31 protein-coding genes are annotated in these 26,342 nt (G+C 43.3%); all 31 read left to right on the top strand.

The features are described from left to right. Window positions 1–13 precede the first annotated feature (13 nt). The 31 genes from fliE to BN3656_RS03745 all read left to right on the top strand — a co-directional run bounded on the left by fliE (window position 14) and on the right by BN3656_RS03745 (window position 26,305). The gene (fliE, locus tag BN3656_RS03900; protein ID WP_066544432.1) at window positions 14–331 is read left to right on the top strand and encodes a flagellar hook-basal body complex protein FliE; all 318 of its coding nucleotides are present in this window, start codon (window positions 14–16) and stop codon (window positions 329–331) included. 63 nt (window positions 332–394) lie between these two features. Continuing rightward, window positions 395–2,128 carry a flagellar basal-body MS-ring/collar protein FliF gene (gene fliF / locus BN3656_RS03895; protein WP_347460586.1) on the top strand — a complete coding sequence of 578 codons (1,734 nt, stop codon included), beginning with the start codon at window positions 395–397 and terminating at the stop codon, window positions 2,126–2,128. Further along, entirely contained in the window at window positions 2,106–3,164 is a 1,059-nt protein-coding gene (gene fliG / locus BN3656_RS03890; protein ID WP_066544430.1) for a flagellar motor switch protein FliG, read from the top strand. The genes fliF and fliG overlap by 23 nt, the downstream gene beginning before the upstream one ends. Then, window positions 3,142–3,969 (top strand): FliH/SctL family protein, encoded by an 828-nt coding sequence (locus tag BN3656_RS03885; RefSeq protein ID WP_081422835.1) that lies wholly within the window; start codon window positions 3,142–3,144, stop codon window positions 3,967–3,969. The genes fliG and BN3656_RS03885 overlap by 23 nt, the downstream gene beginning before the upstream one ends. A gap of 39 nt (window positions 3,970–4,008) precedes the next feature. Beyond that, window positions 4,009–5,310, top strand: a complete 1,302-nt coding sequence (locus BN3656_RS03880) for a FliI/YscN family ATPase (RefSeq protein ID WP_066544425.1) — start codon at window positions 4,009–4,011, stop codon at window positions 5,308–5,310. Between the two features lie 24 nt (window positions 5,311–5,334). Beyond that, the gene (locus BN3656_RS03875; protein WP_066544422.1) at window positions 5,335–5,793 is read left to right on the top strand and encodes a flagellar FliJ family protein; all 459 of its coding nucleotides are present in this window, start codon (window positions 5,335–5,337) and stop codon (window positions 5,791–5,793) included. Between the two features lies 1 nt (window position 5,794). After that, entirely contained in the window at window positions 5,795–7,003 is a 1,209-nt protein-coding gene (locus BN3656_RS03870) for a flagellar hook-length control protein FliK (RefSeq protein WP_066544419.1), read from the top strand. 18 nt (window positions 7,004–7,021) lie between these two features. After that, window positions 7,022–7,618: a flagellar hook capping FlgD N-terminal domain-containing protein gene (locus tag BN3656_RS03865; RefSeq protein WP_066544415.1), complete on the top strand. Its 597-nt coding sequence runs from the start codon at window positions 7,022–7,024 to the stop codon at window positions 7,616–7,618. 16 nt (window positions 7,619–7,634) lie between these two features. Beyond that, a complete protein-coding gene (locus tag BN3656_RS03860; RefSeq protein WP_066544411.1) occupies window positions 7,635–8,555 on the top strand; it encodes a flagellar hook-basal body complex protein in 921 nt (306 codons plus the stop codon). A gap of 5 nt (window positions 8,556–8,560) precedes the next feature. Beyond that, window positions 8,561–8,764, top strand: coding sequence for a flagellar FlbD family protein (locus BN3656_RS03855; protein ID WP_066544408.1), 204 nt, complete (start codon window positions 8,561–8,563; stop codon window positions 8,762–8,764). 12 nt (window positions 8,765–8,776) lie between these two features. After that, window positions 8,777–9,595, top strand: a complete 819-nt coding sequence (locus BN3656_RS03850; RefSeq protein ID WP_066544406.1) for a MotA/TolQ/ExbB proton channel family protein — start codon at window positions 8,777–8,779, stop codon at window positions 9,593–9,595. Then, a complete protein-coding gene (locus tag BN3656_RS03845) occupies window positions 9,592–10,578 on the top strand; it encodes a flagellar motor protein MotB (protein WP_066544404.1) in 987 nt (328 codons plus the stop codon). Before BN3656_RS03850 ends, BN3656_RS03845 begins: the two co-directional genes overlap by 4 nt. Window positions 10,579–10,593: 15 nt before the next feature. Beyond that, entirely contained in the window at window positions 10,594–11,685 is a 1,092-nt protein-coding gene (locus BN3656_RS03840) for a FliM/FliN family flagellar motor switch protein (RefSeq protein WP_066544402.1), read from the top strand. Window positions 11,686–11,741: 56 nt separating this feature from the next. Then, complete coding sequence (locus tag BN3656_RS03835; protein ID WP_066544392.1) at window positions 11,742–12,104, top strand: response regulator; 363 nt, start codon at window positions 11,742–11,744, stop codon at window positions 12,102–12,104. 20 nt (window positions 12,105–12,124) lie between these two features. Beyond that, complete coding sequence (gene flgC, locus BN3656_RS03830) at window positions 12,125–12,574, top strand: flagellar basal body rod protein FlgC (protein WP_066544389.1); 450 nt, start codon at window positions 12,125–12,127, stop codon at window positions 12,572–12,574. Window positions 12,575–12,594: 20 nt separating this feature from the next. Continuing rightward, a complete protein-coding gene (gene fliY, locus BN3656_RS03825; protein WP_066544386.1) occupies window positions 12,595–13,860 on the top strand; it encodes a flagellar motor switch phosphatase FliY in 1,266 nt (421 codons plus the stop codon). 1 nt (window position 13,861) lies between these two features. Beyond that, window positions 13,862–14,128, top strand: a complete 267-nt coding sequence (gene fliO / locus BN3656_RS03820; RefSeq protein ID WP_066544384.1) for a flagellar biosynthetic protein FliO — start codon at window positions 13,862–13,864, stop codon at window positions 14,126–14,128. Further along, a complete protein-coding gene (gene fliP, locus BN3656_RS03815; RefSeq protein ID WP_066544377.1) occupies window positions 14,121–14,777 on the top strand; it encodes a flagellar type III secretion system pore protein FliP in 657 nt (218 codons plus the stop codon). The genes fliO and fliP overlap by 8 nt, the downstream gene beginning before the upstream one ends. A 15-nt stretch (window positions 14,778–14,792) precedes the next feature. Next, entirely contained in the window at window positions 14,793–15,056 is a 264-nt protein-coding gene (locus BN3656_RS03810; RefSeq protein ID WP_066544376.1) for a flagellar biosynthetic protein FliQ, read from the top strand. A gap of 9 nt (window positions 15,057–15,065) precedes the next feature. Beyond that, window positions 15,066–15,824, top strand: coding sequence for a flagellar biosynthetic protein FliR (locus BN3656_RS03805; protein WP_066544373.1), 759 nt, complete (start codon window positions 15,066–15,068; stop codon window positions 15,822–15,824). A 17-nt stretch (window positions 15,825–15,841) separates the two neighbouring features. Then, window positions 15,842–16,915, top strand: coding sequence for a flagellar biosynthesis protein FlhB (flhB, locus tag BN3656_RS03800; protein ID WP_066544370.1), 1,074 nt, complete (start codon window positions 15,842–15,844; stop codon window positions 16,913–16,915). Between the two features lie 21 nt (window positions 16,916–16,936). Further along, window positions 16,937–19,060 carry a flagellar biosynthesis protein FlhA gene (gene flhA / locus BN3656_RS03795; protein ID WP_066544367.1) on the top strand — a complete coding sequence of 708 codons (2,124 nt, stop codon included), beginning with the start codon at window positions 16,937–16,939 and terminating at the stop codon, window positions 19,058–19,060. A gap of 49 nt (window positions 19,061–19,109) precedes the next feature. After that, complete coding sequence (locus BN3656_RS03790; protein ID WP_066544364.1) at window positions 19,110–19,916, top strand: sigma-70 family RNA polymerase sigma factor; 807 nt, start codon at window positions 19,110–19,112, stop codon at window positions 19,914–19,916. Continuing rightward, a complete protein-coding gene (locus tag BN3656_RS03785) occupies window positions 19,897–20,694 on the top strand; it encodes a flagellar hook-basal body protein (RefSeq protein WP_066544361.1) in 798 nt (265 codons plus the stop codon). The genes BN3656_RS03790 and BN3656_RS03785 overlap by 20 nt, the downstream gene beginning before the upstream one ends. 13 nt (window positions 20,695–20,707) lie before the next feature. Further along, entirely contained in the window at window positions 20,708–21,499 is a 792-nt protein-coding gene (locus BN3656_RS03780; RefSeq protein WP_066544358.1) for a flagellar hook-basal body complex protein, read from the top strand. An 8-nt stretch (window positions 21,500–21,507) separates the two neighbouring features. Then, window positions 21,508–22,128, top strand: a complete 621-nt coding sequence (locus BN3656_RS03775; RefSeq protein WP_066544354.1) for a chemotaxis protein CheC — start codon at window positions 21,508–21,510, stop codon at window positions 22,126–22,128. Then, the gene (locus BN3656_RS03770) at window positions 22,128–22,616 is read left to right on the top strand and encodes a chemotaxis protein CheD (protein ID WP_066544351.1); all 489 of its coding nucleotides are present in this window, start codon (window positions 22,128–22,130) and stop codon (window positions 22,614–22,616) included. The genes BN3656_RS03775 and BN3656_RS03770 overlap by 1 nt, the downstream gene beginning before the upstream one ends. Window positions 22,617–22,687: 71 nt before the next feature. After that, window positions 22,688–23,626: a chemotaxis protein gene (locus tag BN3656_RS03765; protein ID WP_066544348.1), complete on the top strand. Its 939-nt coding sequence runs from the start codon at window positions 22,688–22,690 to the stop codon at window positions 23,624–23,626. Between the two features lie 14 nt (window positions 23,627–23,640). Next, window positions 23,641–24,780: a hemerythrin domain-containing protein gene (locus tag BN3656_RS16790; protein WP_242962929.1), complete on the top strand. Its 1,140-nt coding sequence runs from the start codon at window positions 23,641–23,643 to the stop codon at window positions 24,778–24,780. 60 nt (window positions 24,781–24,840) lie between these two features. Next, on the top strand, window positions 24,841–25,611 hold the full coding sequence (locus BN3656_RS03750; protein WP_066544341.1) for a ParA family protein: 771 nt from the start codon (window positions 24,841–24,843) through the stop codon (window positions 25,609–25,611). Between the two features lies 1 nt (window position 25,612). Beyond that, window positions 25,613–26,305, top strand: coding sequence for a late competence development ComFB family protein (locus BN3656_RS03745; RefSeq protein WP_066544339.1), 693 nt, complete (start codon window positions 25,613–25,615; stop codon window positions 26,303–26,305). Window positions 26,306–26,342: the final 37 nt, after the last annotated feature.

Raw genomic sequence — 26,342 nt, 5'->3', positions numbered from 1 at the left:
GAGAAAATATAAAATGATTGAACAGGTGAATGGGTTTATTACCCCCATGAAAGAATGGGATGCTGTTGGAAAGAATGATGGAAAGATAACCGGAACAGAAAATGGCACAAAATCTGTGTTCCAGTCAGTGCTTGAAGATACAATACAAAATGTTTACGACACACAGAAGGATGTAGAACAGAAACAGTATCTTCTGGCAACAGGACAGTTAGAAGATGCACATAGTCTTCCAATCGCCCAGGCGAAAGCAGAACTGAGCCTGGAAGTTATGATCTCTCTTAGAAATAAAGCAATAGAAGCATATAACGAAATTCTGAAGATGAGTGTGTAATGCTGCTGGTCATGGAAATGAGCAGCTAATGTTTAATATTTGCTATATATGGAAATGCAAAGGATGAATGGAACAGTGCAGAATTTAAAAGAAGCATGGCAGAAGATGCCAGGGAAAACAAAGAAAATGATCGCAGTCATTGCAGCCGGGACGATTATCCTGGCGGCAGCTGGACTTCTGGTCCTGAATATGGGTACGAAAAAAGGATATAGTACCTTGTTTACAGGGATGAATTCAGAAGATGCGCAGGCTGTTGTAAGCCTTCTTCAGGATGAAGGTGTTGCCTACAGATATAACGATAAAAATGGCTCTGTCCAGGTAATGTCAGATACAGTGGATAAGACCAGGGCGGAATTGCTAAGCAAAGGGTATCCTAAAAGTGGTTTTACCTATGATATGTACCGTAATAATGCGGGAATCATGAGCACTGAAAAGGATAAGGAAAAATATACATTGTATGAGCTTCAGGATCGTCTGGGTGCCCAGATCGGATTGTTTGACGGGGTACGAGATGCCAAGGTGACTATAGCAGAGGGCGGAACCCAGAAATATGCACTGGATGATGCACAGCAGACAGATGCATCAGCTTCTGTTGTGGTGACAATGGATCCTGGACAGGAACTGACAGATACGAAGGCGGCTGCTATCAAGAACCTGATCGCAAGAGCTGTAAAGGGAATGAATTTTACCAATGTTTCTGTATTTGATGCTGCCACCATGACGGAGGTTGGCGGTGAAGATGAAGCAGATAGTACTACGGGAACAGGTAAAGATGTAGCAGAGCTTACCAGTCAGGTAGAAAAAAATATAGCAGGAAATGTGCGCCGGGTCCTGGAATTAATGTATGGACAGGGAAAAGTTGCAGTTTCTGTAAAAGGCACCCTGAATATGCAAAAACTGATCCAGGAAACAGTACAGTATAACACACCGGATAAAATCGACCAGAATGATAAGACAGGACTGCTGGAAAAAGAAGAAACAGCAGGGGAAAATACAGGAAGTGCATCTTCAGGAAATGGAGGTACTGCAGGTGCAGATGCCAATGCAGATACGCCCCGTTATACGAACCAGACAGGTACACAGGCAGGTTCAGATACATATTCCAACAACAGCGCAGTAAGAGAGTGGCTGTATAATTCCACAAAAGAGCAGCGCCAGATCGATCCGGGTGTTCTGGAAAACACAACAGTAGGCGTTACCATTGATACAGATGATACATCTATTGCAGACGCAGATCTGGTCAGTCTTGTAGCTAATTCAGCAGGTATTACCCAGGAAGACGCTTCTTCAAAGATCACGGTTATAAGAGCTCTTTCAGCAGCCAGTAAAAACACAGACACAGCGCCGGTAACAGCACCGGCACAGAAAGCAAAGCTTCCATTGCCTCTTTTGATCGCCATAGGGGCAGGTGGGGTGCTTCTGGTATTGCTGATTGCTTTGCTGATACTTAGCAGGCAGCATTTGAAAGCGTCAGAAGAAGAAAGACAGGCGCTTCTGGAACAGATGCCAGATGGAGGCACGGTCAATGATAGTTCAAAAAATACTATTTCCGCCGACAATAAAAAAGATAATCTGAATACGTCCCTGCTAACTGCAGAAGAACAGTCGGTACTTCAGGGGCAAGATGATGAATTGAAGAAAAATGAAGAAATTTTAAATCTGAAAATGCAGCACAGCCTGAAATTAAAACAGGAGATCGGCTCCTTTGTGGATGAAAATCCACAGATCGCAGCAAAACTGATCCAGAACTGGCTGCTTACTGGTGGAGGAAACGATGGCAGAAATAGAGGAAAGTAAGATAACAGATATTACCGGGGGATCCGAACGGGATAAAATGGATGCGCGGGCGAAAGCAGCAGTGGTAGTTGTGTCTTTGGGAGCAGACCGTGCTTCCCAGATTTATAAATATCTCAGTGAACAGGAGATTGAAGACCTGACTTATGAGGTAGCAAAGCTGGGAAAAACAAATAATGCCCAGGTGGAGAACGCATTAGATGAGTTTTATAAAATGTGCCTTACCCACAAGATGATGACAGATGGAGGCCTGGATTATGCCAGAAGCGTACTGGAAAAAGCATTTGGAGAAACCACAGCCAGAAATCTCCTGGAAAAAGTATCCAAGACTCTCCAGTCCAAGCCATTTAACTTTTTTACAAAGGGAGATCCAAAATCTCTTCTTGCCCTGCTCCAGCATGAGCGGCCCCAGGTGATCGCTTTGATCATGTCTTATATGGACCCTCAGCAGGCTGCACAGATACTGGAACAGCTTCCAAATGAAAAAAGGATACCGGTGCTTGAAGGCATGGCAAATATGAGCCGTGTATCTCCTGAGGCAATAGCTATTGTGGAAGAGGAAATGAAGCGGAAATTCGCTACGATCATTACCAGTGAGGATAATATGAACCTGGGCGGTATTGATTATGTGGCAGATGTAATGAACCATGTAGACCGAGGTAACGAGAAACAGATATTTGATGAAATGGATAAAGATAATCCGGAACTGTCAAAGAGCATCAGGGACAAGATGTTCATGTTCGAGAATATCATCGATATGGATCCAAGATCTGTACAGCGTTTTATCAGGGATTGCGATTCCAAGGATATCGTATATGCATTAAAGACTGCATCAGAGGATATGAAGAACGTATTCTTTGCAAATATGTCCAAACGTATGGCAGAAACAGTCAAGGGAGACCTGGAGATCACTACCAATGTAAGGCTTAAGGAAGTGGAAGAGGCACAGCAGCGTATTGTTAATCTGATCCGTAAATTGGAAGATGCAGGAGAAGTAATAATCAATAAGGGAGGAGATGACGATAACATTGTTGTCTGATCAGGATACAGGCTTTGAAAATAAAGCCAGAGTCCGGGAGCTTCCCTTACAGGTATTTACAGCACCGGATGCACAGGAACTAGAAACAGAAAGGCAGAATAAAAGAGAAACGGAAGCTTCTTTAAACGCAGGCAATGATACATACAATGGTCAGGAATGCAGTCAGGAACAAATAGAGCTGGTGCTCAGGGAAAAAGAAAAAATATTAGAAGAAGCCCGAAAAGAAGCGGCAGCCATTGAACAGGAAGCAAACGAAAAGGCAGAACAGATCTTTAAGGAAGCCCAGATGAACGGCTTTGAAGAAGGCAGACAAAAAGGCTATGAAGAGGGACTGATCCGGGCAGAAGAGGAAAATGAGGCGAAACATCATGAAAATCAGCGGTTTTTCAAAGAAAGCTTGGAAAAAGCCTTAACAGAGATCAGCAAAGAAAAAGAAAAATGCCTCAGGGAATATCTGGAAGAATTAAAAGATATTGCTGTGGCAGTGGCTGAAAAAGTGGTCCATATCAGCCTGAGATCCAGCGGTTCTGTTATAAGCAGGATGATAGAAGCTGAAACAGAAAAACTGCAGAAAACGGACTGGGTCAAGATCTATATGGAAAAAGAAGACTATGAGACCATGGTTCAGGCAGATGGACATCTGGCAGAGAAACTGTCACGGCTCTCTGACAACGTCAAATTTATAGTAATGGAGGACGGAAAATGCGGAAGCTGTATCATCGAAATGCCGGACGGGATCATAGATATGAGTGTAGATACCCAGCTTGAAAATATACACAGACTTGTAGAAAACACCAATACATAAAGATTTTATGGATACATAAAGTACACAGAGGTGAAAACCATGTATGAAAATCTCCTGAAGTTAATACAGCAGGCAGAAACAGCAGACCGCATTGGAAAAATTGAAAACGTAGTGGGAATGTCAATGGAAGCTTCCGGAGGCAGATCTGGTGTTGGTGATATTGTTATGATCTACAACGAAGCTGAGAACTGTCAGGTTCCTGCGGAAGTGGTAGGATTCAAAAATGGCAAAATACAGCTAATGACCTATGAAAATATCAGCGGCATCACAGCAGGAAGCTTTGTCCGCAATACAGGAAGCCGTCTTCAGATACCAGTAGGAGATTTTTTGAAAGGGCGCATCATCAACGCGCTGGGACATCCTATTGACGGAAAAGGAGAGTTTCCGCCGGGGAAGCTTTATACAGTAGACAGTGCCTATATCAACCCTCTTAACCGTCCTCCTATCAGGGAACATCTGGAATTTGGGATTAAGGCCATTGATGGTTTAAATACCATTGGAAAAGGTCAGAGAATGGGGATTTTTGCAGGCTCCGGTGTTGGAAAAAGTACATTGATGGGAATGATCGCCCGGAATGTAAAAACAGATATCAATGTGATCGCTCTGGTAGGAGAGCGAGGCAGGGAGGTTCTGGAATTTGTTAAAAAGGACCTGGGAGAAGAGGGCATGAAACGTTCTGTCCTTATTGTAGCCACATCAGACCAGCCGGCAATGCTGCGTATGAAATGTCCCTTGGTTGCAACAACGATCGCTGAATATTTCAGGGATCAGGGAGCAGATGTGCTGCTGATGATGGATTCTCTTACCAGATATGCCATGGCACAGAGGGAGATCGGTCTTGCTATTGGAGAACCGCCTATAGCCAGAGGTTATACACCTTCTATTTATGCAGAATTTCCAAGGCTTCTGGAAAGAAGCGGGAATTTTGCAAAAGGTTCCATTACCGGGATTTATACGGTACTGGTGGAGGGAGACGATACCAATGAGCCGGTGGCTGATACAGTCAGAGGTATTTTGGATGGTCATATTGTTTTAAGCAGGCAGCTGGCTAATGCAAACCATTTTCCGGCTATTGATATCAGTGCAAGTATTTCACGTCTTATGAATGATATAGCCGGGGAAGAACACAAGAAAGCAGCTTCAAGGTTCAGGAACATGTTAAGTCTTTATCAGAAAAATGCAGACCTGATCTCCATTGGCGCTTACAAAAAAGGTGCAAACAGTGCTCTGGATGAAGCAGTTGACCGTATAGGGGATATGAATAAATTTCTGGAACAGGAAACAAATGAAAATATCCCTTATGAGGAAAGCATAAGGAGAATGGAAAAAATCGTGGGTTAGCAGTTATAGGAGATGATACTTAAGATGAAGAGATTTAAATACAGTCTTGAAAATGTACTTCATTATAAGGAACAGATTCTGGACAGCATTAAGGCAGAACATGGAACACTTCTGGCACAGATCCGGAAAAAAGAAAGAGAGATACAGAATCTGGAGGAAAAACTGGTATCTGCCCAGGATAAGATAGATGATCTGAAAAAACAGGATGTACAGATAAAGGATATCTGCCTTTATGGTATGTATATCAGCGAAATGGAAGATCAGATCCAGAAAAAACAGGAACAGTTACAATTTTTGCAGCAGCAGGAAGAGAAAAAGAAAGAGCAGGTGATCGCTGCAAAGATAGATACGTCCCGTTATGAAAAGTTAAAGGACAGGCGACAGAATGAATATGAAAAAGCTGCTAAAAAGGCACAGGAGCTGTTTATAGAAGAATATGCTTCAAGAACAGCCAGATATTCTCAAAACAGGGAGGTAATCTAGGTTGAACAGGATTGAAAATACTGGTCAGATAAAAACAGGATATTCTGTAAAGTCAGGTATGAACCCAGAAGAAAAAGTGGAGAATGGGTCAGATTTTGCATCGATGCTGACAAAATACAAGAAAAAGGCAGCCCAGGATGACGAAACAAAAAGAGCAGAAACAGGGGAAACTAAAAATAAAGAAACACAGCCAGAAGAAACCAAAAGTGGGGAAAATGGAAAACAGGTTAATGGCAGTCAGTCCGGAAAGAATAAAAAAACAGCTGAAATAAAAGCAGAAATAAAAGTAACGGATATACAGGACGGAAAGAACAGTCAGGATGGAGAAATAGAGCAGGATCAGGAATTGACAGCTGCCTATGCTTCTGAAACCTGCTACAGAACCTTTGTACAGATAACAGCAGAAAATAGTAAAGCGCCTGCTGTTTACAACAATGAAATAAATGAAATACAAGATCTGGCTGTACAGACAACGGTGGAAACAGGAATGGAGGACCAGACGGCAGCTGTCAGTACCATACAGCAGACAGAATCCCCCCACACAGAAACAGCTGTCCATGCAGATGACTTAAAGCTCCGGAATAGATTGGACCAGACTGGAGAGAAAGAAAAATCAGGAGAGGCAGAAGAAGCCGGGCAGTCAAAGCAAACTGCCAAAATGAACCGGGAAGAAGAAACACCAGGCCGAAAGGAACATATTTCCGGAAAGGAAATGACAGCCCTGGCATCGTCCGGTTATAGAGGAACTGTTGAAAGTTCAACTGGCACAGCAGAAAAACCAGCCGCTGCTGATACAGGACCGGCAGACCGGCTGGCAACAGCCCAGGACACATTGACAGAGGATCTGGGAAACTACCTGGATACAAAGATCAGTGAAAAAAAAGGAAAGCTGGAGCTTTCCCTGGAGCCGGAAAGGCTTGGAAAGCTGACTATCCGGCTGCAGTATGAAAAAGGAAAAACAGAGGTCACTATTTTTTCAACCAGTGCAAAAACACTGGAGATATTAAGCAAAGAAGCTGGTCATCTGGCACAGATCCTGGAAGAAAAAACAGGAACCCCTACCGTTATTTATACACCGGAACAGACTGAAAACAGGCAAAATATGGATCAGGATCCCGGTCATGGCAGAAACGGCAGGCAGGACCCAAAAGAGCAGCGCCAGAAGCAGGATGACAGCTTTGCCCAACAGCTAAGGCTGGGACTGGCCTAGAAGGAGGATTAAAGTGATATGGCAGATAATATAACAGTCAGCAGCACTGCAAACCCGTATCAGGCAGGTGTTTACAGTGCCGGATCCAACAGCAAGAACACGATGGATGTAAACAGCTTTATCAAGCTGTTAGCAGCACAGCTTTCCAATCAGGATATGACAAGCCCTATGGATAACAGCGAAATGATGTCCCAGATGACAAATATGGCAATGGTCCAGTCACTTACTGCCATGACAGAGTCATTAAATACATCAGCTGCTGTTACAACACAGACGTATGCAGGCAGCCTGATCGGTCAGGAGGTAACTGTGGCAGTTACAGATCCTGATACCGGGACAGCAAATGGCGTGAAATACGGAAAGGTAGTTTCTGTTGATTTTACCAAGGGAGATCCGGTAGTACGTCTGGAAGGTGATGATACTGGTTATAAGATGTCCAGTGTCCTGGGAGTAGGAAAGCTTCAGGACACACAGGATAAAACAGATAAGTCAGAGGCAGCAGGTGAAAAAGATCCTGACAGGGGATCTGAAAAAACAGATAAGATCACAGGACAGTTAGCAAATGCAGATCTGAAAGACACAGGATCTGAAGATACAGAAACAGAAGAAATGTAAAAAGGAGCAAAAGAATATGTTAAGAGCAATGGATTCAGCAGTATCAGGTCTTAGGGCACATCAGAACAAACTGGATGTCATCGGCAACAATATTGCAAACGTAAATACATTTGGTTTTAAGTCCCAGAGTTACAGCTTTAAAGAGGCAATGTACCAGACTTCAACCACTTCCACAAAGGGAAGCGAGAATGCCGGTGGTGTAAATGCAGCCCAGTATGGATATGGTTCCATGATGGGTTCCATCAGTACGGATATGAGTGCATCTACACCAACCTATGTAGGTGGCCTTAATGCAAGTGTAGACGGAGAGGGCTTCTTTATTACATTTCCAAAGAGCACAGGAGATGTTGCAGTAGCGGATATGAAGAAAACGGATTTTGATTATACCAGAGTTGGTCAGTTCAATATTGACGGAAATGGATATCTTACAGATGCCAACGGAAATTTTGTTTATGGTTTCCGTCCGGATGCGGTAGATAATCCAACGAGATTTGATGGAGACCTTGTAGCTATCAAGGTTCCTTCTGATGTAACAGGCGCAAACTTTGGTAATGATTCGCTGCAGCTGACAAATGTAAAGATCAACAGTCTGGGAGAGATTTCTGGTACAGTAAAGTCAACGGACAAGGCTAAGGATGGAAAAACCGTCAGCATCGGTAAGGTTGCCATTGCTACCTTCCAGAATCCGGAGGGCTTAAGCAAAAAGGGGTCTTTTTACTATGGGGCAGCAGAAAGCGATAACAGTGGTAGTGCTTCCGCTACGATCCCAGGAGGAAGCACCTCTTCTTTAATGACCGGATATCTGGAGGCTTCCAATGTGGATCTTGCAAAGGAATTTTCCGATATGATCACAACACAGAGAGGTTTTCAGGCCAATTCAAAGATCATAACAGTCAGTGATGAGATCCTTTCTGACCTGATCAACATGAAGCGGTAAGTAATATGATCTGTGTAGAACGGCTTAACGGAGAGATTTTATATCTGAACTGGCTTCAGGTTGAATTGATCGAACAGATCCCGGAAACAAAGATCCGTATGATGAATGGAGATTACTATCTGGTAAAAGACAGTGTAGAAAGTATCAAAGATCAGGTGACCGGGTTCTTTCAAAGGTGTGTCAGCATAAAAAAAGAGAAGCAGATTTAGGAGGAAAAGCAGGTGGATCCTACAACATTACTAGGTATAATCCTGGGTTTTGCTTTAATTGTAAACGGAATCGGTTTTGATAAGATTGGCAATTTTATTGATATCCCAAGTATGGTCATTGTGATCGGTGGGGCGCTGGCAGCAACATTGTCCAGCTATCCATTAGGGATATTAAAGGATATCCCGAAACATTTTGCAGTACTCATAAGAGGAAACCGCTATAATGTTCCCAAATTGATCGAACAGCTTGTAGATCTGGGAACGATAGCAAGGCAGAGCGGTCTTCTGGCGCTGGAGGATAAGGCGGAGGAGATCAAGGATCCTTTCTTTAAGCAGAGTGTCCTGATGATCGTAGATGCAAACGATCCGGACAAGGTAAGGCTGGTTCTGGAAAGAGAACTGGATAATATGATGGTCCGCCACGACCAGGCAGCAGGTCTTTATGAAAAAGCAGCATCTTATGCACCATCCTTTGGCATGATAGGTACTCTGATCGGTCTGATCAACATGTTAAAAGGAATGAATATGGATGCAGGCGGTTCATCTAGTATCGGAAGCGACATGTCAGTAGCATTGATCACAACCTTTTACGGATGTATTCTTGCAAATGTTATTTTTAATCCGATTGCAAAGAAACTGAGGATCCGTCAGGATGAGGAAGAACTGTATTGTTCTACTATCATTGAAGGGATCATTGCCATACAGGCAGGAGAAAATCCAAAATACCTGAGAGAACATCTTCTTGCATCGATTAAACAGTCACAGCAGCAGAAGATTCTTGCAAAAGCAGGAGATGGAGGTTCCCAGGGAAAGGAACAGGAAGATAAATGAGTAAGAAAAATCGTCCCGCAGACAGCGGCGGCAGCTGGATGGATACTTATGGAGACATGGTAACATTACTGCTTACATTTTTTATCATGTTGTATTCCATGTCTAACCTGGATGCACAAAAATGGAGTGTTTTTGTGAAAAGCATTCCAAGCATACAGAATCAGGGATCAGAGAATATTACCATCAATTCCCAGATGTCAGATACACCAGAGGCGGATAGCACAGGTCAGGAGAACGGTCAGGAGGGTGCCCAGGAAGATCTGCAGACAGAAGATATAAATAAGCTGTATCTTACGATCGCTGAAAGCCTGAATCAGGCGGGTGTAAAGGATGCTACGGTCATCAGGGGAGATGATTATACTTATGTTTCTTTTGCAAATAATGTGTTTTTCGGTGCAAACAGCTCCGTGCTTACACGGGAAGGACAGGCAGTCCTCTATACATTTGCAAAAGCCATAGCTCCTGCAGCAGGTGGGATTGAACAGGTTAATATCATGTCCCACACTGCGAAAGTAACAGATAATTCACAGATCAATCCACAGACTATACGAAAAGACCGTATCCTTTCGGCGATGAGATCTGCAGAAGTATGTATTTATCTTCAGCAGCAGAATGTAATAAAGCCGGAGAAGCTGGTGGATATAAGTTATGGTGAATATCGCCCTATAGCAGATAATTCCACAGAAGAAGGAAGGATAAAAAATCGCAGGATCGAATTTTTGCTTTTAGATAATGGGGCAAAAGAAAAAGACCTGGATGAGTATTATAAAGAGTTTAAGAGCGGTGAATATACGAATACTACAGTGGTAACAGTAGGGGAGTCACAAAGCTCTTCCCAGGGTGGTGAAACCGTACCGGCAGATACAGAGACACCGGCAGATACCGGTGCAGCAGATGCAGGAACTGTAGATACAGGTGCAGCAGATGCAGGAACAGCAGCAGAAACAGGGCCTGTGGAGGAAATGCAAAATACCAGTGAATAAGAGAGGTCAGGAAGAATGGCAGATGTTTTATCACAAAGCCAGATAGATGCACTTTTAAAATCCATGAGTGCAGATGCACCAGCACAGGAAACGAAAACCGAATCTGTACAGCCTCTGTCACCAGAAGAAAAGAACTATATTAAATACGACTTTTTCAGCCCGAGGAAATTCACAAAAGAAAAAATGAAGATCCTCAGGAGTGTATTTGAGAATTATGCACGTATTCTTACTTCTCAGATCAACGGTATTTTCCGCGTGATGACGGACATAACGGTGCTGGATGTACAGGAAAGAAGGTATTACGAATACGTAAATGCCCTTCACGAAAACGACTGCATGACAATGATAGACGCATCAATAGCAGGAGAAGAAAAAATGAGTGTTCCACTGATGCTGTTTGTAACTCCGGGTATGGTGATCACACTGATCAACCATATGCTGGGGGGCGAAGATGTTGTAGCAGTAGAGGATGATTACCGGTATTCCGACGTGGAACGTGCTTTGTACAAGCGGATTGTAGAATATATGACAGGTGCCTTAAAGGATGGATTTTCAAATTATGTGAGCATTGATTTTTCCGTAGAACATGTAGAAGAAAATCCAACCATGGTCCAGGATGTAGGTCTGGATGAAACAGTAGCCATTATCATTTTAAATGTTGACATATCTGGACAGGCACAGGAAAAATTAAAGATCTGCCTCCCGGGCAATCTTCTTACGGTGATCTTTCACAGTATTGACAACCGTAAGCACCTGGCAAGAGGATTTTCTTATCAGGATAATAAAGAGAAGATCATGGATAATATCCGTTACTCCAAACTGCCTATTACAGGACAGCTTGGCACGGTACAGCTGGATCTGAAAGGACTTTATCAGATCCAGGTAGGAGATGTGATCGATCTTGGAAAGCCAAAAGACAGTCCGGTCAGACTTTTTGTAGGACGTCAGCCTTGGTTTACAGGACAAATGGGATGTTATAAGAAAAATGTGGCTGTGAAGATTGAAAAATGCATTGCGTCACAAATAGAAGAAAAGAAAACGGATATAATGCCGCAGAAGGAAGAAGATCCTGATAACAGTGACGGATCTGTAAAAGAACAAGGATAAATACGCTCCGGAATACGGGAGTATAAATAAGAATGAAAGAAGAAGAGGAATAAGAAATGGCTAAGATAATGCTGGTAGATGATGCTGCTTTTATGAGGATGATGATCAAGAAAGCTCTTAGTGCAAGTGGATATAACGATTTTATCGAGGCACAGGATGGGGCAGAAGCAGTAAAAAAATACAGTGAAGAAAAACCGGACATGGTAATTATGGATATCACCATGCCAAATATGGATGGGCTTCAGGCTTTGAAAAAAATTCGTGAAGGTGATCCAAATGCCAAAGTTGTTATGTGTACAGCAATGGGACAGGAAAGCATGGTTGTTGATGCGATCAAATCAGGTGCCCGTGATTTTGTGGTGAAGCCTTTTGATGCACAGAGGATCGTAAAAACTGTAAATGATATTTTAGGAAAGTGATCCGTAAGGAGGGAACTGTTATGGCGTTTTTAGGTTCATTTGATATAAGCGCCTCTGGAATGAGCGCACAGCGTGTCAGGATGGATATTGCAGCAGAAAATATAGCAAATATGGATACAACGCGGACGGAGTCAGGCGGTCCATACCGAAGGAAAAATGTACTTCTTGAAAGCTATTCAGATACGTCTTTTGCCCAGGCAATGGAAAATGCAGCACGAGGAAAAGGAATAACCAGCCGTCATGCAGGAGTAAGAGTTTCTGGCATTGTGGAAGATGACAGAGAAGCTAAGAAAGTTTATGATCCGGATCATCCGGATGCGGATGCAGACGGCTATGTGACTATGCCAAATGTGGATGTGCTGAAAGAAACGGTAGACAGTATGTCAGCGACCCGGTCTTATGAAGCAAATGTAACAGCATTGAACGCAATTAAGCTGATGGCTCAGAAAGCACTGGAAATCGGTAAGTAGAAAACAGGAGGAAAATAAGAATGGGTGCACTCAGCTTTAATGAGATGGAAATAGATGCTCTTGGGGAGATGATGAATATCAGCCTTGGAGCATCAGCGACAGCAATGTCTACACTTTTAGGATCTACCGTTCACATTACGACTCCAAAGGTAAAGATCCTTACAAGGGATCAGTTTGAATTTAAAAAGCTGGAACCGGCAGTAGGAGTAGAGATCGCTTATGTAGAAGGACTGGAAGGAAGCAATATTATGATGTTCAGCAGAAATGACGTGCGCATCATAGTAGGAACCCTTCTGGGAGAAGAGATACCAGATGATAAATTTGAACTGGATGAGATCAACAGAAGTGCTATTTGTGAGGTAATGAACCAGATGATGGGTGCATCAGCGACGGCACTTTCAGAGTTTCTGAAATTTACAGTTAATATATCCACACCGGTTTCTTTTGAGATCACAGACGCAGAAAGCTTTAAAAACAAGTATTTCCCGGAAGCAACTCCTATGGTAGTCATTTCCTTTATCCTTGAGATCGAAGGAAAACTGAAAAGTGAGTTTTTAAATATCATGCCGGAAAAGCTTGCAAAAAGGTTACTGGAACCATTTGAGATATCCCTGGAAGAAGCCGCAGAGATCCCGGCAGAAAATAAGGAGTCAGGATCAAAGGCAGCAGAAGAAGCTGCAGAGAAGGTGATAGAAGAGGCAGCAGAGAAAGAAAAACCGCGGCCTGAGCCAGAACCAGCACCGACCCCGCAACCAGCACCGACCCCGCAACCAGCACCGGCACCGCAGCCAGCACCTACATCGCAGCCTGTATATTCCCAGATTCCAGCTGGTATTTCCGCAGATATGAACCCGGCTATTTTACAGCTTTTGTATCAGATGCAGCAGTCACAGGTGCAGATGATGCAGCTGATGCAGGATATGGAAAAAAGGGAACAGGAAGAGAAAAAGGAATCCAGGGAACCTGCCCTGATCCGGCCGGCCAATGCACCTGGTCTTGAATCTTCTGGAAGTGAAAATGGAGAAGAAAATGCCAACCAGGAAATGCTCATGAAGGTGCCGTTGGAGATATCAGTGGAAATAGGACGCACTAAGAAATTGGTAAAGGATATTCTGGAATTTACCCAGGGATCTCTTGTAGTCCTGGATAAAATGGCAGGAGAACAGGCAGACCTGTATGTAAATGGACAGTGTGTTGCTAGGGGAGATATTGTAGTAGTAGAGGATAATTTTGGTATCCGTATTACCGATATTGTAACCAGGGATATCAATCCGGAGAGCCTTTAATATGATAACAGATATTGTTTCTACAACAGGTATGCTGCTTGCTTTTGTGGTCATTTTGTTTCTGGCATGGCAGGCAAGCCGCTACCTGGGAAAAAATGCCTCCTATGGAAAAAAAGGGGGAAGAATGCAGATACTGGAACAGCTGAAAGTAGGGAACGATCAGTACGTTATCCTTCTTAAGCTGGATGAAACCCAATATCTGCTTGGAACCAGTCAGACAGGGATACAGGTTCTGGAACGGCTTAAGGAGGAGAATGATCATGAATGAACTGATTACAGGCTTAAATGGAGGAAATGTTCCAGCACTGGACATTATCATGCTGCTCACCTTTGCAGCACTGCTTCCTTCCATTGTGGTTATGATGAGTTCCTTTATGCGTATCATAATCATACTTTCCTTTACGCGAAATGCAATGGGAGTCCAACAGACGCCGCCGAATATTGTCCTGACAGGAATGGCACTTTTTTTGACACTGTATATTATGAGTCCGGTTATAGGCCAGATCAATACGGTTGCCTACGAGCCCTATAAAAATGGGGAGATCACGCAGCAAGAGGCAGTAAGCCGTATGGCAGATCCACTGAAGCAATTCATGCTTCGCAATACAGAGAAGGATACGCTGGATCATTTTGTACAGATGTCAAAACAGGAAGTTAAGAAAGATGTGAAAGAATATCCGCTTACAGTTGTTGTACCAGCTTTTATGACCAGCGAATTAAAAAAAGGGTTTCTGGCAGGATTTCTGATCTATCTTCCATTCCTGCTTATAGATATAGTGGTGTCTACCACCCTTATGTCCATGGGTATGGTAATGCTTCCGCCAACTATGGTCTCTCTTCCCTTTAAGTTACTTTTATTTATTACAGTAAATGGCTGGGAACTTTTATTTTCCAGTCTGGTACAAAGCTTCCGGTAGGAAAGAGGTAAAAATATGACAGAAGTACAGATCCTGGATATCATGTATGAAGCATTTCAGCTGGCAATGAAGCTGTCGCTTCCGTTTCTTCTGCTCAGTATGATCGTAGGTGTGGTTATTGCTGTATTTCAGGCAGCTACACAGATTAATGAACAGACGATGACATTTGTACCCAAACTGCTGGCTATTATGGTGCTTTTAGGTTTTTTAGGAAGTTCTATGCTGGTTATGCTTCAGGAATTTTTTCAATACATAGTGGAATTGATCGCAAAGGGGTAAAAAAGATCTATGTTTATCACATTTTCAATGGCAGTGATGCGTATGAGCGGAGCCATCGGATTCAATCCACTTTTTGGAAAAAGTAATTTTCCTGTAAAAATAAGGGCATATTTTGTTTTTGCCCTGGCCCTGCTCCTGTATCTGTGTACAGACCAGACCAAGATAGCATATCCGGAGTCAATGGCAGAATACATCCTGATGCTTGCAGGAGAGCTTTTTCTTGGGGCAGTGTTAGCCTTTGCAATGGAACTGGCGTTCCTTACGATCCGGTTTGCTTCTTCCATTATGGATTATTCAATGGGACTTAGCATGGCCCAGGTTTATGATCCCCAGTATGGAACCCAGTCAACGGTCAGTTCCGGTATTTATTATGGATTTATGGTACTGCTCTTTTTTGCCAGCAACAGTCATTTACGGCTGTTAGCATTGTTTTACCAGTCAGTACAGCTGATCCCTTTTGGAAAAGTGACATTTAATCCCATGCTGGTCTATGTGATCACAGATGGATTTTGCCAGGGGATCCTTACTGGTATGCAGTTTGCATTTCCAATGATAGCAATTGAGCTTGTGACAGAACTGGCAATGGGGATCCTGATGCGTATCATTCCCCAGATCAATGTTTTTACAGTAAATTTCCAGGTAAAGATCATAATGGGGCTTTTGATGATGCTTCTGTTGTTTTCGCCAATGGCAGATTATATAGATACCATCTTTACATATATGTATCAGATGATGTGGAAGCTTTTAAGCAATATGAAACCAGTCTGAAGGGAGTGTAACAGAAGATGGGACAGAGTGGTCAGGAGAAAACAGAACAGCCTACCGCCAAAAAACGGCGGGATGCCAGAAAAGAAGGAAATATCTTTCAAAGCAGGGATATAGCTACGGTATTGATCCTGGCAGGCGTATTTTCCGGGATCCGCATATGGATTCCCTTTATATACGGACAGCTGAAAACTTATATGACCTGGGTCATAGATGGTGCGACCAGATCCTCAGAAGATATGCTGTCAGCCAGCCTTGTTTTTGTTACACTGTCTGTGTTTTTAAAATGTGCGCTTCCTCTGTTGGTTTTAGCCCTTTTACTTGGAATTGTGGCGCATGGAGTACAAACACGTTTTAATGTATCCTTTAAATCCATCCGGCCGAAATGGAACCGGCTTAACCCTCTTTCAGGTATAAAACGGCTGTTCTCCATGAAAAACATAGTGGAACTGGTAAAAAACTCCATCAAGATAACACTGCTTCTGGTACTGCTTTATAACATCCTGAAACGGGATCTGCAGCCTATGGCATCAATGATCGATATGAATCCTGCAGCATCTGCAGCCTATATGATGAAAATGCTATTTGATCTGCTGGTACGTGTATGTATTGCCTTTACGGTCATTGCTTTTGGCGATTATCTGTATCAGCGCTGGGAATACGAAAAAGAGCTTCGTATGACAAAGCAGGAAGTAAAAGATGAGTATAAACAGACAGAAGGTAATCCTGAGATTAAAAACAGGATCAAAAGCCTGCAGCGTCAGATGGCATCCAGCAGGATGATGCAGAAGGTTCCCCAGGCAGATGTGATCATACGAAATCCTACCCATGTGGCCATTGCTTTAAAATATGATCCGGATCATGACAATGCTCCGGTAGTACTTGCCAAGGGATTAGATGAACTGGCGTTAAGAATCGTAAAGGTGGGGGAGGAAAACAATGTTTATACCATTGAAAATAAACCACTTGCACGGGCTATGTACAATTCCTGTGAACTGGACAGGCCGATCCCATCAGAATTTTATACAGCAGTAGCAGAAATCCTTGTATATCTGTATAAACAGGATAACGGGAAAAATAAAGATAGAAAATAATAGTTGGAGATTAATGGACGAATGAAACGGTTATTGAGTTACTCAGTGGTTATGTTTGTGATCACGATCATATTGCTTTTGATCATTCCTCTTCCGGCGGGACTGGTGGATGTGGCGATCATATTGAATATGTCACTCTCCATGATGATCCTGGTAATAACCATGACCATTCGGGAGCCACTGGAATTCTCCATATTCCCCTCTCTTTTACTTATTACCACGCTGTTCCGTCTGGGCATCAATGTTTCAACCACGAGAAATATCCTTTCTAAGGGAGGTTCATCAGGCCGTGTCATTGCAGCCTTTGGTGATTTCGTTTTAAGAGGGAATGTAGTAGTAGGTCTGATCATCTTCCTGATCATCGTGCTGATGCAGTTTATCGTTATCACCAAAGGTGCAGAACGAGTTGCCGAGGTAGCAGCCAGATTTAATCTGGATGCCATGCCGGGAAAACAGATGGCTATTGATGCAGACCTTAGTTCTGGCCTGATCAATGAAACACAGGCAAAGGAACGGCGTGCCAAGGTTCAGAGAGAAGCAGATTTTTATGGTGCAATGGATGGTGCGACTAAGATCGTAAAGGGCGATGCAGTTATGTCACTTATCACAACTGCCATTAATCTGATCGGCGGCAGTATCATCGGTATTGTACAGTCCGGCAGCAGCATCTCAGCTGTGCTGAGTACCTATTCCATTGCGACAGTAGGTGATGGTCTGGTATCCCAGATACCGGCTCTTCTTATTTCTACTGCAACAGGAATGATCGTTACAAGAGCTGTTTCAGAAGGCAGCTTAAATGAAGATGTATCAAAGCAGTTTCTGGCCCAGCCTCATGCTATGATCGTTAGTGGTGCAGCAGTGGCGGTTATGGCTGTGATACCTGGAATGCCGGCAGTAAGGACTCTGGTTGTGGCTGCATGTCTTATGGGAAGCGGATTTTATCTTTCCGGAAAGATAAAAAAAGAGCCACAGGCATTGTCACAAATGGCAATGGATCCTTCTACCCAGCTTCAGGATTCCCCACAGGCCCAGGCAGCTGCTGCAAAAGAGGAGGTAAGTGAGGAAGAATATTTTAAAGATGTAAATAATGTATACAGCCTTCTTACACTGGAGCCAGTGGAGATCGAGTTTGGTTATAGTCTGATCCCTCTGGCAGATGAGTCAGTAGGCGGAAGGCTGATCAGCAGGATCGTTATATTCCGCCGCCAATATGCCCAGGATATGGGATTTGTGATCCCATCCATCCGGCTCCGGGACAGTTCTTCCCTGGGACCAAGTCAGTATAGTATCCGCATAAAAGGAGAAGAAATTGCAGGAGGAGAGATCCTGATTGATTATTTCCTTGCTCTGGAACCAGAGGAGGTGGAAGAAGAAATTGAAGGTATTGAGGCCATTGAACCGGCATACGGTATACCCAGCAGGTGGATCAAGCCTGAAAACAGAGATCGGGCTGAATTATATGGTTATACGGTCATTGATCCTCTGTCTGTATTGCTCATGCATCTTTCAGAAGTGATCCGGCAGCATTCATACGAACTGCTTACAAGACAGGAAGTGGTAAGGCTTACGGAAAATCTGAAAAAAACAGCTCCTGAGCTGGTGGAAGAGGCAATACCACAGATGATCAGCTACAGTTATTTCCAGAGAGTCCTTACAAATCTTCTAAAAGAAGGGATCCCGATCCGTGACCTGGAGACCATTGTAGAGAATCTGATGCAGACAGCCTCAGAAACAGGTCTTCCTCCAAGAGAGCTGGACCAGACAGTAGAAAAGATCAGGACAGCTCTTAAACGTACCATTACCCGCATGTACTGTACAGATGGATGCATGAAAGTGATCACACTGGATGCCCAGCTGGAACGGGAAATGGTCGCATCCTTGTCAAAAGGGGAAAATGGCTTATATCTGGCATTAAACCCGGAAATGCTCCAGCATGTGATCCGGCAGCTGGCAGAGCAGATAAAAAAGTTCAGTGGTTTATCACAGAACCCGGTGATCCTGACTTCACAGGTTATGAGGATCCATTTTTACCATCTGGTAGAACCCTTTTATCCTAATATCAGGGTGCTTTCATTTAATGAGATCGCAAATAATGTGCAGATCCAGTCAATTGGAAATATAAGTACAATGAAAAAGGGATCATAAGTGCACGAGCAAATGATATAAACAGCAGATAACAGGAGTGAGTAAAGTTATGGAAGATAAGCAGGAAAAGACAGAGAAGGAGTTATTTGCGCTTTATAAAAAAACGAAAGATCCGGAAATAAAGAAAGAGATTACCATGAGGTATCTGTACATAGCAAGAACCATGGCAACGAAACTATATGATCTTTATTCTACCACCATGCAGATGGAAGATGCAGTGAACGAAGGTGTGGTGGCAATCATAAAAGGGATCGATATGTATGATTCGGATAAGAATATTAAGTTTTCCACATACATCACAACGCGGGTAAGAGGAGCAATGCTGGATTATGTAAGGAAACAGGAGTGGATGCCCCGGGGATTTTACAAGCAGTTGGGTATTATAGAATCTGCATGCGAGGACATGAAGCTGGAATTAGGAAGAACACCAACAGTTGATGAGCTGGCAAAGCATCTTGGAATAGAAAAAAAACGCTGCCAGAGAATCATTTCTATGAAAAACAGGGGAAATATCCAGTCTCTTGATCTTCTGCTGGAAAACCATAATACAACTAAGGGAGTCCAGATCATAAACAATGTAAACAATGAAACCCAGACACAGCCTGAGGATGCATGCTTGTGGGAAGAGGATATGCGGGTGCTTGCAGAAGGCATAGCCCAGTTAAATGAGAAAGAGCAGAAAACATTGGCACTACATTATATGGAGGGACTGAAAATGGAACAGGTAGGCCGGGTCATAGGTGTCAGCCAGCCCAGGGCATCCCAGATCCACACGATCGCCTTGCGTAAGCTGCGCCAGTTTATAGAAAAGAAAAACGGAAAGGGGATAAAGTCAGATGTATCAGGGATTTTATAATCTGGCGTCAGGCATGCTGACCCAGAGCAGGAACTTAAATACCATCAGCAATAATATGGTGAATATTCAGACTCCTGGATATAAGAACGAGACAATGGTAAGCAGTACTTTTAAAGAGGAAATGCTTTACCGTACAGGACAATATAACAAAGAAAATCCAACCCAGCTAGCCTCTGTTTCAAAAATAAAGACAGCAAAGCAGGTTTATACCAATTATGACCAGGGCGGTCTGGAACAGACAGATGGAATTTATGATTTTGCCTTAAATGGAAATGGCTTTTTTTGCATCCAGACATCACAGGGCATCCGGTATACAAGAAATGGTTCATTTTCAGTAGATAAAGATGGATATCTGGTTTTAAACCAGGCAGGCAGAGTCTTAAACAAAGAAGGACAGCCTGTCCAGATCAAAAATGAGAACTTTACAGTAGATTCCAGAGGACATATTACTGCTGCTATTACAAATCAGTCTGATGGTGAAGAAAGCGGCAGCCAGGAAGTTACCATAGAGGATTATGGAACTTTGAAAGTAGTGGATTTTCCAGATCAGAGGCAGCTTCATGCAGAGGATAATGGACTTTTCTCTACTGCGCAGGCAGAAACAACACCTGCAGATACAACTGTTCAGTGGAAAATGCTGGAAAAATCCAATGTAGACATGGTGGAGCAGATGACGGCTATGATGTCATCTCAGAGAGCGCTTCAAAGCGCAGCCCAGTCACTGAAAATGTATGATCAGATCATGAGTAAGTCTGTGTCAGATGTCGGTAAGCTGTAAGGAGGATAAGGAAATGAATATGTCATTTTATACAGGAGCAGCAGGAGCCGGACAGTTTACAAAAAAATTGTCAGTTGTATCCAATAATCTGGCCAATATCAACAATACAGGCTTTAAACCTAAAACAGCGGCTTTTTCTGAACTGATCCACTATAATCTCAATGATTCTGAAAATGCCCAGACAGAGCTGCAGACAGGTGCAGGAGCCAGGGTAGAACGCACATGGACGGATTTTAGTACAGCCGGTGCTACTCAGACCGGAAAAGAATATGATTATGCAATTATGGAGCCTAATGCATTTTTTATGATACAGGATCCTACATCAGGTGAGATCACCTATACAAGAAACGGTCATTTTCACAGGGGAGAACGTGAAGATGGATTTTATCTTACAACAGAAGATGGCAAGCTGGTGCTGGACCAGAACCAGCAGCCTCTTAAACTGGAGGTAACAGATGTAGAGAAGCTGCAGGAGGAATCAGAGTCAGAAGACAATGACTACGATACTGATGATACAGATGACACAGAGAATGATACTGACCTTCCTAAGGTAAGTGTATACACATTTTCAAATCCCAGCCGTCTCTTAAGCGTAGGAGATAATGAATACAAAACACAGGATGGAATGGAAGCGTCCCTAAAATCAGATGCAGCCCTGCAAAAAGGTGCACTGGAGAATTCAGGCACAGATATGGCAAAAGAAATGGTTCATGTGATCGAATGTCAGAGAGCCTTTTCTTATGCTGTAAAAATGATCACTACATCAGATGATATAGAAGGAACGATCAATTCACTGAGAGGATAAGGTAAAAAATGGAAATAAAGCGATATGAAGATATGGACCTGCAGGCACTGGATGTAATGCGGGAGATCGGCAGTATCGGTACCAGTCATGCAGCAACTGCTCTTTCAAAGCTCCTTCAGAAAGAAGTCCGGATCTCGATCCCATCTGTGAATATCCTGGGATACAATGATGCCATGAACCGGATCGGTGATGCGGAGGAGCTCGTTGCTGCAGCTCTTGTAAAAATGTCAGGGGACATTGAAGGGTTGATGCTGTTCCTTTTTGATCTGGATTTTGCTAACGAAGTGCTGGAAAAATTGCTTGGAAGCCGTTATAAGTCCTTTCTGGATATGGACGAAATGGTCAGATCCGCGCTGGTAGAAGTGGGAAACATCATCATCTGTTCTTATATCAATGCTTTTTCACAGCTGGTAAATGTAGATGTGGAACTGTCTGTTCCAAGTGCTACCATCAATATGCTGGGTGGGATCTTAATGGTACCTATTGCTGAGTATGGATATGAAACAGATAAACTGATGTATTGCAATGCAGATTTTGTGATCGGCGGAAAAGCACTTTCTGACTGGCTGCTCATGCTGCCGGATATTCGTTCTCTAAACGATATTTTAGAGAGGTTGGGAGTTTCATAATGATCGGAGGCACAGAATTAAAAGTGGGAATCGGTGATATGAAGTTTTCAAGAGGGGAAGGAAGGATCATAACCTATGCTTTGGGCTCCTGCATCGGGATAACCTTTTATGATCCAGTCACCCGCCTGGGAGCACTTCTGCACATCATGCTTCCGGCCCAGTTTGAAAGAAGGGATTCCAATCCATTTAAATTTGCAGACAGCGGCATCAGGGAAACTCTCAGAAAGCTGAAAATATTCGGTATGGTAAAAAGCCGGATGGTAGTCAAGATAGCAGGGGGAGCCAAGATGTTTGAGATCAGCGGAAACAGCAGCTTTGGAAACATTGGGCAGAGAAATGCGGAAAGTGTGAAAAAAGTCATGGCCCAGGAAGGAATCTGTATCTCGGCAGAGGATACAGGAGGAAATTATGCCCGTACCATGCTTTTAGATCTTGCAACAGGTGATGTGATCGTGCGTACAGTGGGACGACCGGAACGCCATCTATAGCCAGGGCTTTCATTTATGGTGGTGTCACCATCAGGTGACATGCCTGTTTACAGAAAAAAGGAGAGAAGATCATGGTCAAAAATGAAAAAGAAGGGATTCTTTTAGAATCAGGAACAAACGAGATCGAAGTAATGAAATTCACAGTTATGGGTGAATTTTATGGCATTAATGTGGCAAAAGTCCAGGAGATCATCATGAGTGAAAAGGTAAAACCGATGCCTCATGCAAACCCGGCAGTAGAAGGCATCTTTAAACCAAGGGATGAGCTGATCACAGTGATCAACCTGGCAAAATATCTTACAGGAAATGACCGGGAAAATGGGCCAAGAGATTTGTTTATCGTAACAAATTTTAATAAAATGACGGTCGCTTTCAGGGTAGACAGTATCGAAGGTATCAGCAGGATTTCATGGAAAGATATACAGAAGCCAGATAAGACCATTGCAAATGGAGCTGACAGTGTTGCTACCGGTATTGCCCAGTGCGGAAAAGAACTGGTGATCATCTTGGATTTTGAAAAGATCGTGGCAGAGATTGCACCGGAAACAACTATACAGGTGACAGATGTAGATAAGATGGGAGACCGCCCTATCTGCAACAGTCCTATTGTGATCGCGGAAGATTCCATTCTTTTAAGTAAAATGATCGATGATTCCCTGGAAAGGGCCGGATTTACCAATATAAAGAATTTTTCCAATGGCCAGGAGGCATGGGATTATCTTTCACAAATACATAATGATTCTGATCTGTATGATAAGGTCAATCTGGTCATTACAGATATCGAAATGCCGGAAATGGATGGTCACAGGCTAACAAAGCTGATCAAAGATGACGAACATTTAAAGAAAATCCCGGTTATCATCTTCTCTTCCCTGATCAATGATCAGATGAGGCAGAAGGGAAAAGAATTAGGGGCAGATGAGCAGCTTTCAAAGCCGGAGATCGGGCATCTGATCGCAGTAATGGATGAACTGCTTGCCCGTTTCAAAGAACAGCACAGTCAGCAGTAAGGAGGACTCTAAGGATGGAAAAATATGTATTAACACAGGATCTTTTAACAGGAAATGAACTGATCGACAGTGAGCACAGGAAGATTTTTGACGAAGTCAATACCCTTCTGGATGCATGCTCAAAAGGAAATGGAAGAGAAAAGATCTCAAGTCTGGGAGAATTTCTTGTTGAATATGTAACGAAACACTTTTCAGATGAGGAGGATCTCCAGAAGCAGTCAAAATATCCGGAATATACCGAACATCATAAATTTCATGAATGGTATAAACAGAAACTGGGTGATGCCATTATAAAGCTGGAGCAGGAAGGCCCGACGATCAATTCTCTGGGCGAGATCAACTATATGGTAAGCGTGCTGGTTAAGCATATCCGGGAAACAGACCGCAAGCTGGCCCAGTGGATCCAGAATGGAGCCAAAAATGAAGTTACAGCTTCTAAAGAGGCAACAGGATCAGCTGTATCAGGGAAAACTTCCTATATGGATACCGTTACAAAAGATGAAAGTACAGAAAATCTGGATATCCGTCAGATCCTGGATATGAAAGAGCTTCAGAGGATCCAGGATTTGTTTTTAACGGCTACAGGCATGACAGCAGCAGTAGTGGATATGAAGGGAAAATATATTATAAGAGGAAGCTCCTTTACCAGTTTTTACAGCCGTTATACCAGTGGAAAACACAATGAACTGCGTGAGTTTACCCAGGATCTTACAGTAGGAGGATTCCGTGCAGGTACAGTGATCGGAGGTATCGTCCTTGGAGATTACCCGGGTGATTCAGCCCCGAGCCAGGAAGTAGTAAGTGCCAGTGGACAGCTTTTAGCTGAGATGCTGAATCTGTGGGCTAATGCCCTTTATTACCGGAAGAGCAATGCAGACAGCGTAGAAGCATTTGCAAAAGAGGAAAAGAAAGTACGGGATGCAGTAGGACAGATCAAGTATAAGGCAAAGGGATTGGAGCAGACGGCTACGATGGAAAAAATGCTTTCCCTGAATGCAGCCATTGAAGCAGGCCGTGCCGGAAAAGCAGGTGTAGGCTTTGGTGTTGTAGCAGATGAGATCGGACGTATGGCAAATGAGTCAGCCGCTGTGTATCAGGAGATCCAGGAACTGGTAAAACAGGTAGAGGAATCTATGGAGCGCCTTGGTAAATAATACAGGGAGATCTTTCAGAAAATATTGTATGCAGAAGAGAGGATAAAAGGAGATACATAAATGGTCATTACGGTTTCAAATCAAAAAGGCGGTGTGGGAAAGACCACAACATCAGCAGCGCTGGCGGCAGGATTTTCGATGGCAGGTAAAAAAGTTCTGTGCATAGACCTGGATCCACAGGGAAATCTTGGATTCTGCCTTGGTCTGGATACCGAAGGAGGATCTACTATATTGGATGTATTAAAAAGAGATGTATCCATACAAAAGGCTATCAGCCGCACAGACGGGATCGATATCCTTCCTTCCGATATTACTTTAAGCAGCAGCGGCCTGGAATATAAGCAGGGAGAAGAAAAAGAATCCATTTTGAAAGATGTTTTAAAGCCGGTAATTGATTTTTATGATTATATTGTGATCGATACTCCGCCTGCATTAAATCTTCTTACAGTTAATGCATATGCAGTTTCTGATTATCTCATTATACCAATGGCATCGGATATCCTCAGTCTGGTTGGTCTGTCACAGTTAAAGGAAACCGTAGAATCTGTCCGCATACAGATCAATCCCGGCCTTAAGATCATGGGTATTCTGCTAAACCGCTTTAATCCAAGAACATGTCTTTGCAGGGATGTATTGGAAATGGCCGGGCAGCTGGCCGGGCAGCTGGAAACCCGGGTATTTGACACAAAAATAAGGTCCGGAGTGGCTATTGCAGAAGCACCGGCCCATGGAGAAAGTATTTTTGAGTACAGTCCAAGATCATCAGCTGTAAAGGATTATGTAAAGTTTTTAGATGAGGTAGAAAAGATCATAGGTTTCAGGGAGAAATAATATGGCAAAAAAAACAAATAAAACCTCACATGTTCTGAGCCTGATCACAGGTTCACAGCCGCCAGTTGCGCCTTCTGGCGAAACACAGCAGGAAGGCTCAGCTGCTGAAGAACCGGTAAGAGTACCTTCCGCTAATGTAACTGTAGTTGATCCAAGAGAAGAAGGAAAGCTGGCAGAAGAGATCCAGAAGAATCTGATCCGGGAGCTGGAAAAAGAACAGACAGAAGAGCAGGCAGAACAGCCCAGGGAGCAGGAAGAACAGTCAGAAGAACAGACAGAACGATCAGAAGAACAGACAGAGCAGCCAAATGAGCAGGCAGAACAGACACAAGAGCAGACAGAGCAGCCCCAAACAAACGCAGGGACACCTGTACAGAAAGAACCAGAACAACAGGAAGAGCAGAAGCAGGAAGATCGTCCAAGTTACCGGGTCGTAAATATCATGGAGGAGATCCTTACTCCGGAACTGATCCTTGACGCACTGAAAAGTAATGATACCTGTACCTGTAGCCGCTGTCAGGCAGATGTGAAGGCACTGATGCTTACCAGGCTACCACCTAAATATATTGTAGCAGATAATACGGCAGTCCCGATGCTGTTAACCTATTACCACAATAAATTCCGTGTGGCTGTTTTAAGTCAGTCCATAAGAGCTTGTATGGATGTAAAAGAACGTCCACGCCATATCTTATAAATTTTCATGCTGCGCCGAAATATGTATATAGAATCTA

It is taken from the genome of Clostridium sp. AT4 (assembly GCF_001517625.2).
GTDB lineage: Bacteria > Bacillota > Clostridia > Lachnospirales > Lachnospiraceae > Enterocloster.
This window is presented reverse-complemented; position numbering and strand designations above follow the sequence as displayed.

Coding starts and splice junctions, on each gene's coding strand:
- fliE (WP_066544432.1), top strand. CDS start 14: ATGATTGAACAGGTGAATGGGTTTATTACCCCCATGAAAGAATGGGAT.
- fliF (WP_347460586.1), top strand. CDS start 395: ATGAATGGAACAGTGCAGAATTTAAAAGAAGCATGGCAGAAGATGCCA.
- fliG (WP_066544430.1), top strand. CDS start 2,106: ATGGCAGAAATAGAGGAAAGTAAGATAACAGATATTACCGGGGGATCC.
- BN3656_RS03885 (WP_081422835.1), top strand. CDS start 3,142: ATGACGATAACATTGTTGTCTGATCAGGATACAGGCTTTGAAAATAAA.
- BN3656_RS03880 (WP_066544425.1), top strand. CDS start 4,009: ATGTATGAAAATCTCCTGAAGTTAATACAGCAGGCAGAAACAGCAGAC.
- BN3656_RS03875 (WP_066544422.1), top strand. CDS start 5,335: ATGAAGAGATTTAAATACAGTCTTGAAAATGTACTTCATTATAAGGAA.
- BN3656_RS03865 (WP_066544415.1), top strand. CDS start 7,022: ATGGCAGATAATATAACAGTCAGCAGCACTGCAAACCCGTATCAGGCA.
- BN3656_RS03860 (WP_066544411.1), top strand. CDS start 7,635: ATGTTAAGAGCAATGGATTCAGCAGTATCAGGTCTTAGGGCACATCAG.
- BN3656_RS03855 (WP_066544408.1), top strand. CDS start 8,561: ATGATCTGTGTAGAACGGCTTAACGGAGAGATTTTATATCTGAACTGG.
- BN3656_RS03845 (WP_066544404.1), top strand. CDS start 9,592: ATGAGTAAGAAAAATCGTCCCGCAGACAGCGGCGGCAGCTGGATGGAT.
- BN3656_RS03840 (WP_066544402.1), top strand. CDS start 10,594: ATGGCAGATGTTTTATCACAAAGCCAGATAGATGCACTTTTAAAATCC.
- BN3656_RS03835 (WP_066544392.1), top strand. CDS start 11,742: ATGGCTAAGATAATGCTGGTAGATGATGCTGCTTTTATGAGGATGATG.
- flgC (WP_066544389.1), top strand. CDS start 12,125: ATGGCGTTTTTAGGTTCATTTGATATAAGCGCCTCTGGAATGAGCGCA.
- fliY (WP_066544386.1), top strand. CDS start 12,595: ATGGGTGCACTCAGCTTTAATGAGATGGAAATAGATGCTCTTGGGGAG.
- fliO (WP_066544384.1), top strand. CDS start 13,862: ATGATAACAGATATTGTTTCTACAACAGGTATGCTGCTTGCTTTTGTG.
- fliP (WP_066544377.1), top strand. CDS start 14,121: ATGAATGAACTGATTACAGGCTTAAATGGAGGAAATGTTCCAGCACTG.
- BN3656_RS03810 (WP_066544376.1), top strand. CDS start 14,793: ATGACAGAAGTACAGATCCTGGATATCATGTATGAAGCATTTCAGCTG.
- BN3656_RS03805 (WP_066544373.1), top strand. CDS start 15,066: ATGTTTATCACATTTTCAATGGCAGTGATGCGTATGAGCGGAGCCATC.
- flhB (WP_066544370.1), top strand. CDS start 15,842: ATGGGACAGAGTGGTCAGGAGAAAACAGAACAGCCTACCGCCAAAAAA.
- flhA (WP_066544367.1), top strand. CDS start 16,937: ATGAAACGGTTATTGAGTTACTCAGTGGTTATGTTTGTGATCACGATC.
- BN3656_RS03790 (WP_066544364.1), top strand. CDS start 19,110: ATGGAAGATAAGCAGGAAAAGACAGAGAAGGAGTTATTTGCGCTTTAT.
- BN3656_RS03785 (WP_066544361.1), top strand. CDS start 19,897: ATGTATCAGGGATTTTATAATCTGGCGTCAGGCATGCTGACCCAGAGC.
- BN3656_RS03780 (WP_066544358.1), top strand. CDS start 20,708: ATGAATATGTCATTTTATACAGGAGCAGCAGGAGCCGGACAGTTTACA.
- BN3656_RS03775 (WP_066544354.1), top strand. CDS start 21,508: ATGGAAATAAAGCGATATGAAGATATGGACCTGCAGGCACTGGATGTA.
- BN3656_RS03770 (WP_066544351.1), top strand. CDS start 22,128: ATGATCGGAGGCACAGAATTAAAAGTGGGAATCGGTGATATGAAGTTT.
- BN3656_RS03765 (WP_066544348.1), top strand. CDS start 22,688: ATGGTCAAAAATGAAAAAGAAGGGATTCTTTTAGAATCAGGAACAAAC.
- BN3656_RS16790 (WP_242962929.1), top strand. CDS start 23,641: ATGGAAAAATATGTATTAACACAGGATCTTTTAACAGGAAATGAACTG.
- BN3656_RS03750 (WP_066544341.1), top strand. CDS start 24,841: ATGGTCATTACGGTTTCAAATCAAAAAGGCGGTGTGGGAAAGACCACA.
- BN3656_RS03745 (WP_066544339.1), top strand. CDS start 25,613: ATGGCAAAAAAAACAAATAAAACCTCACATGTTCTGAGCCTGATCACA.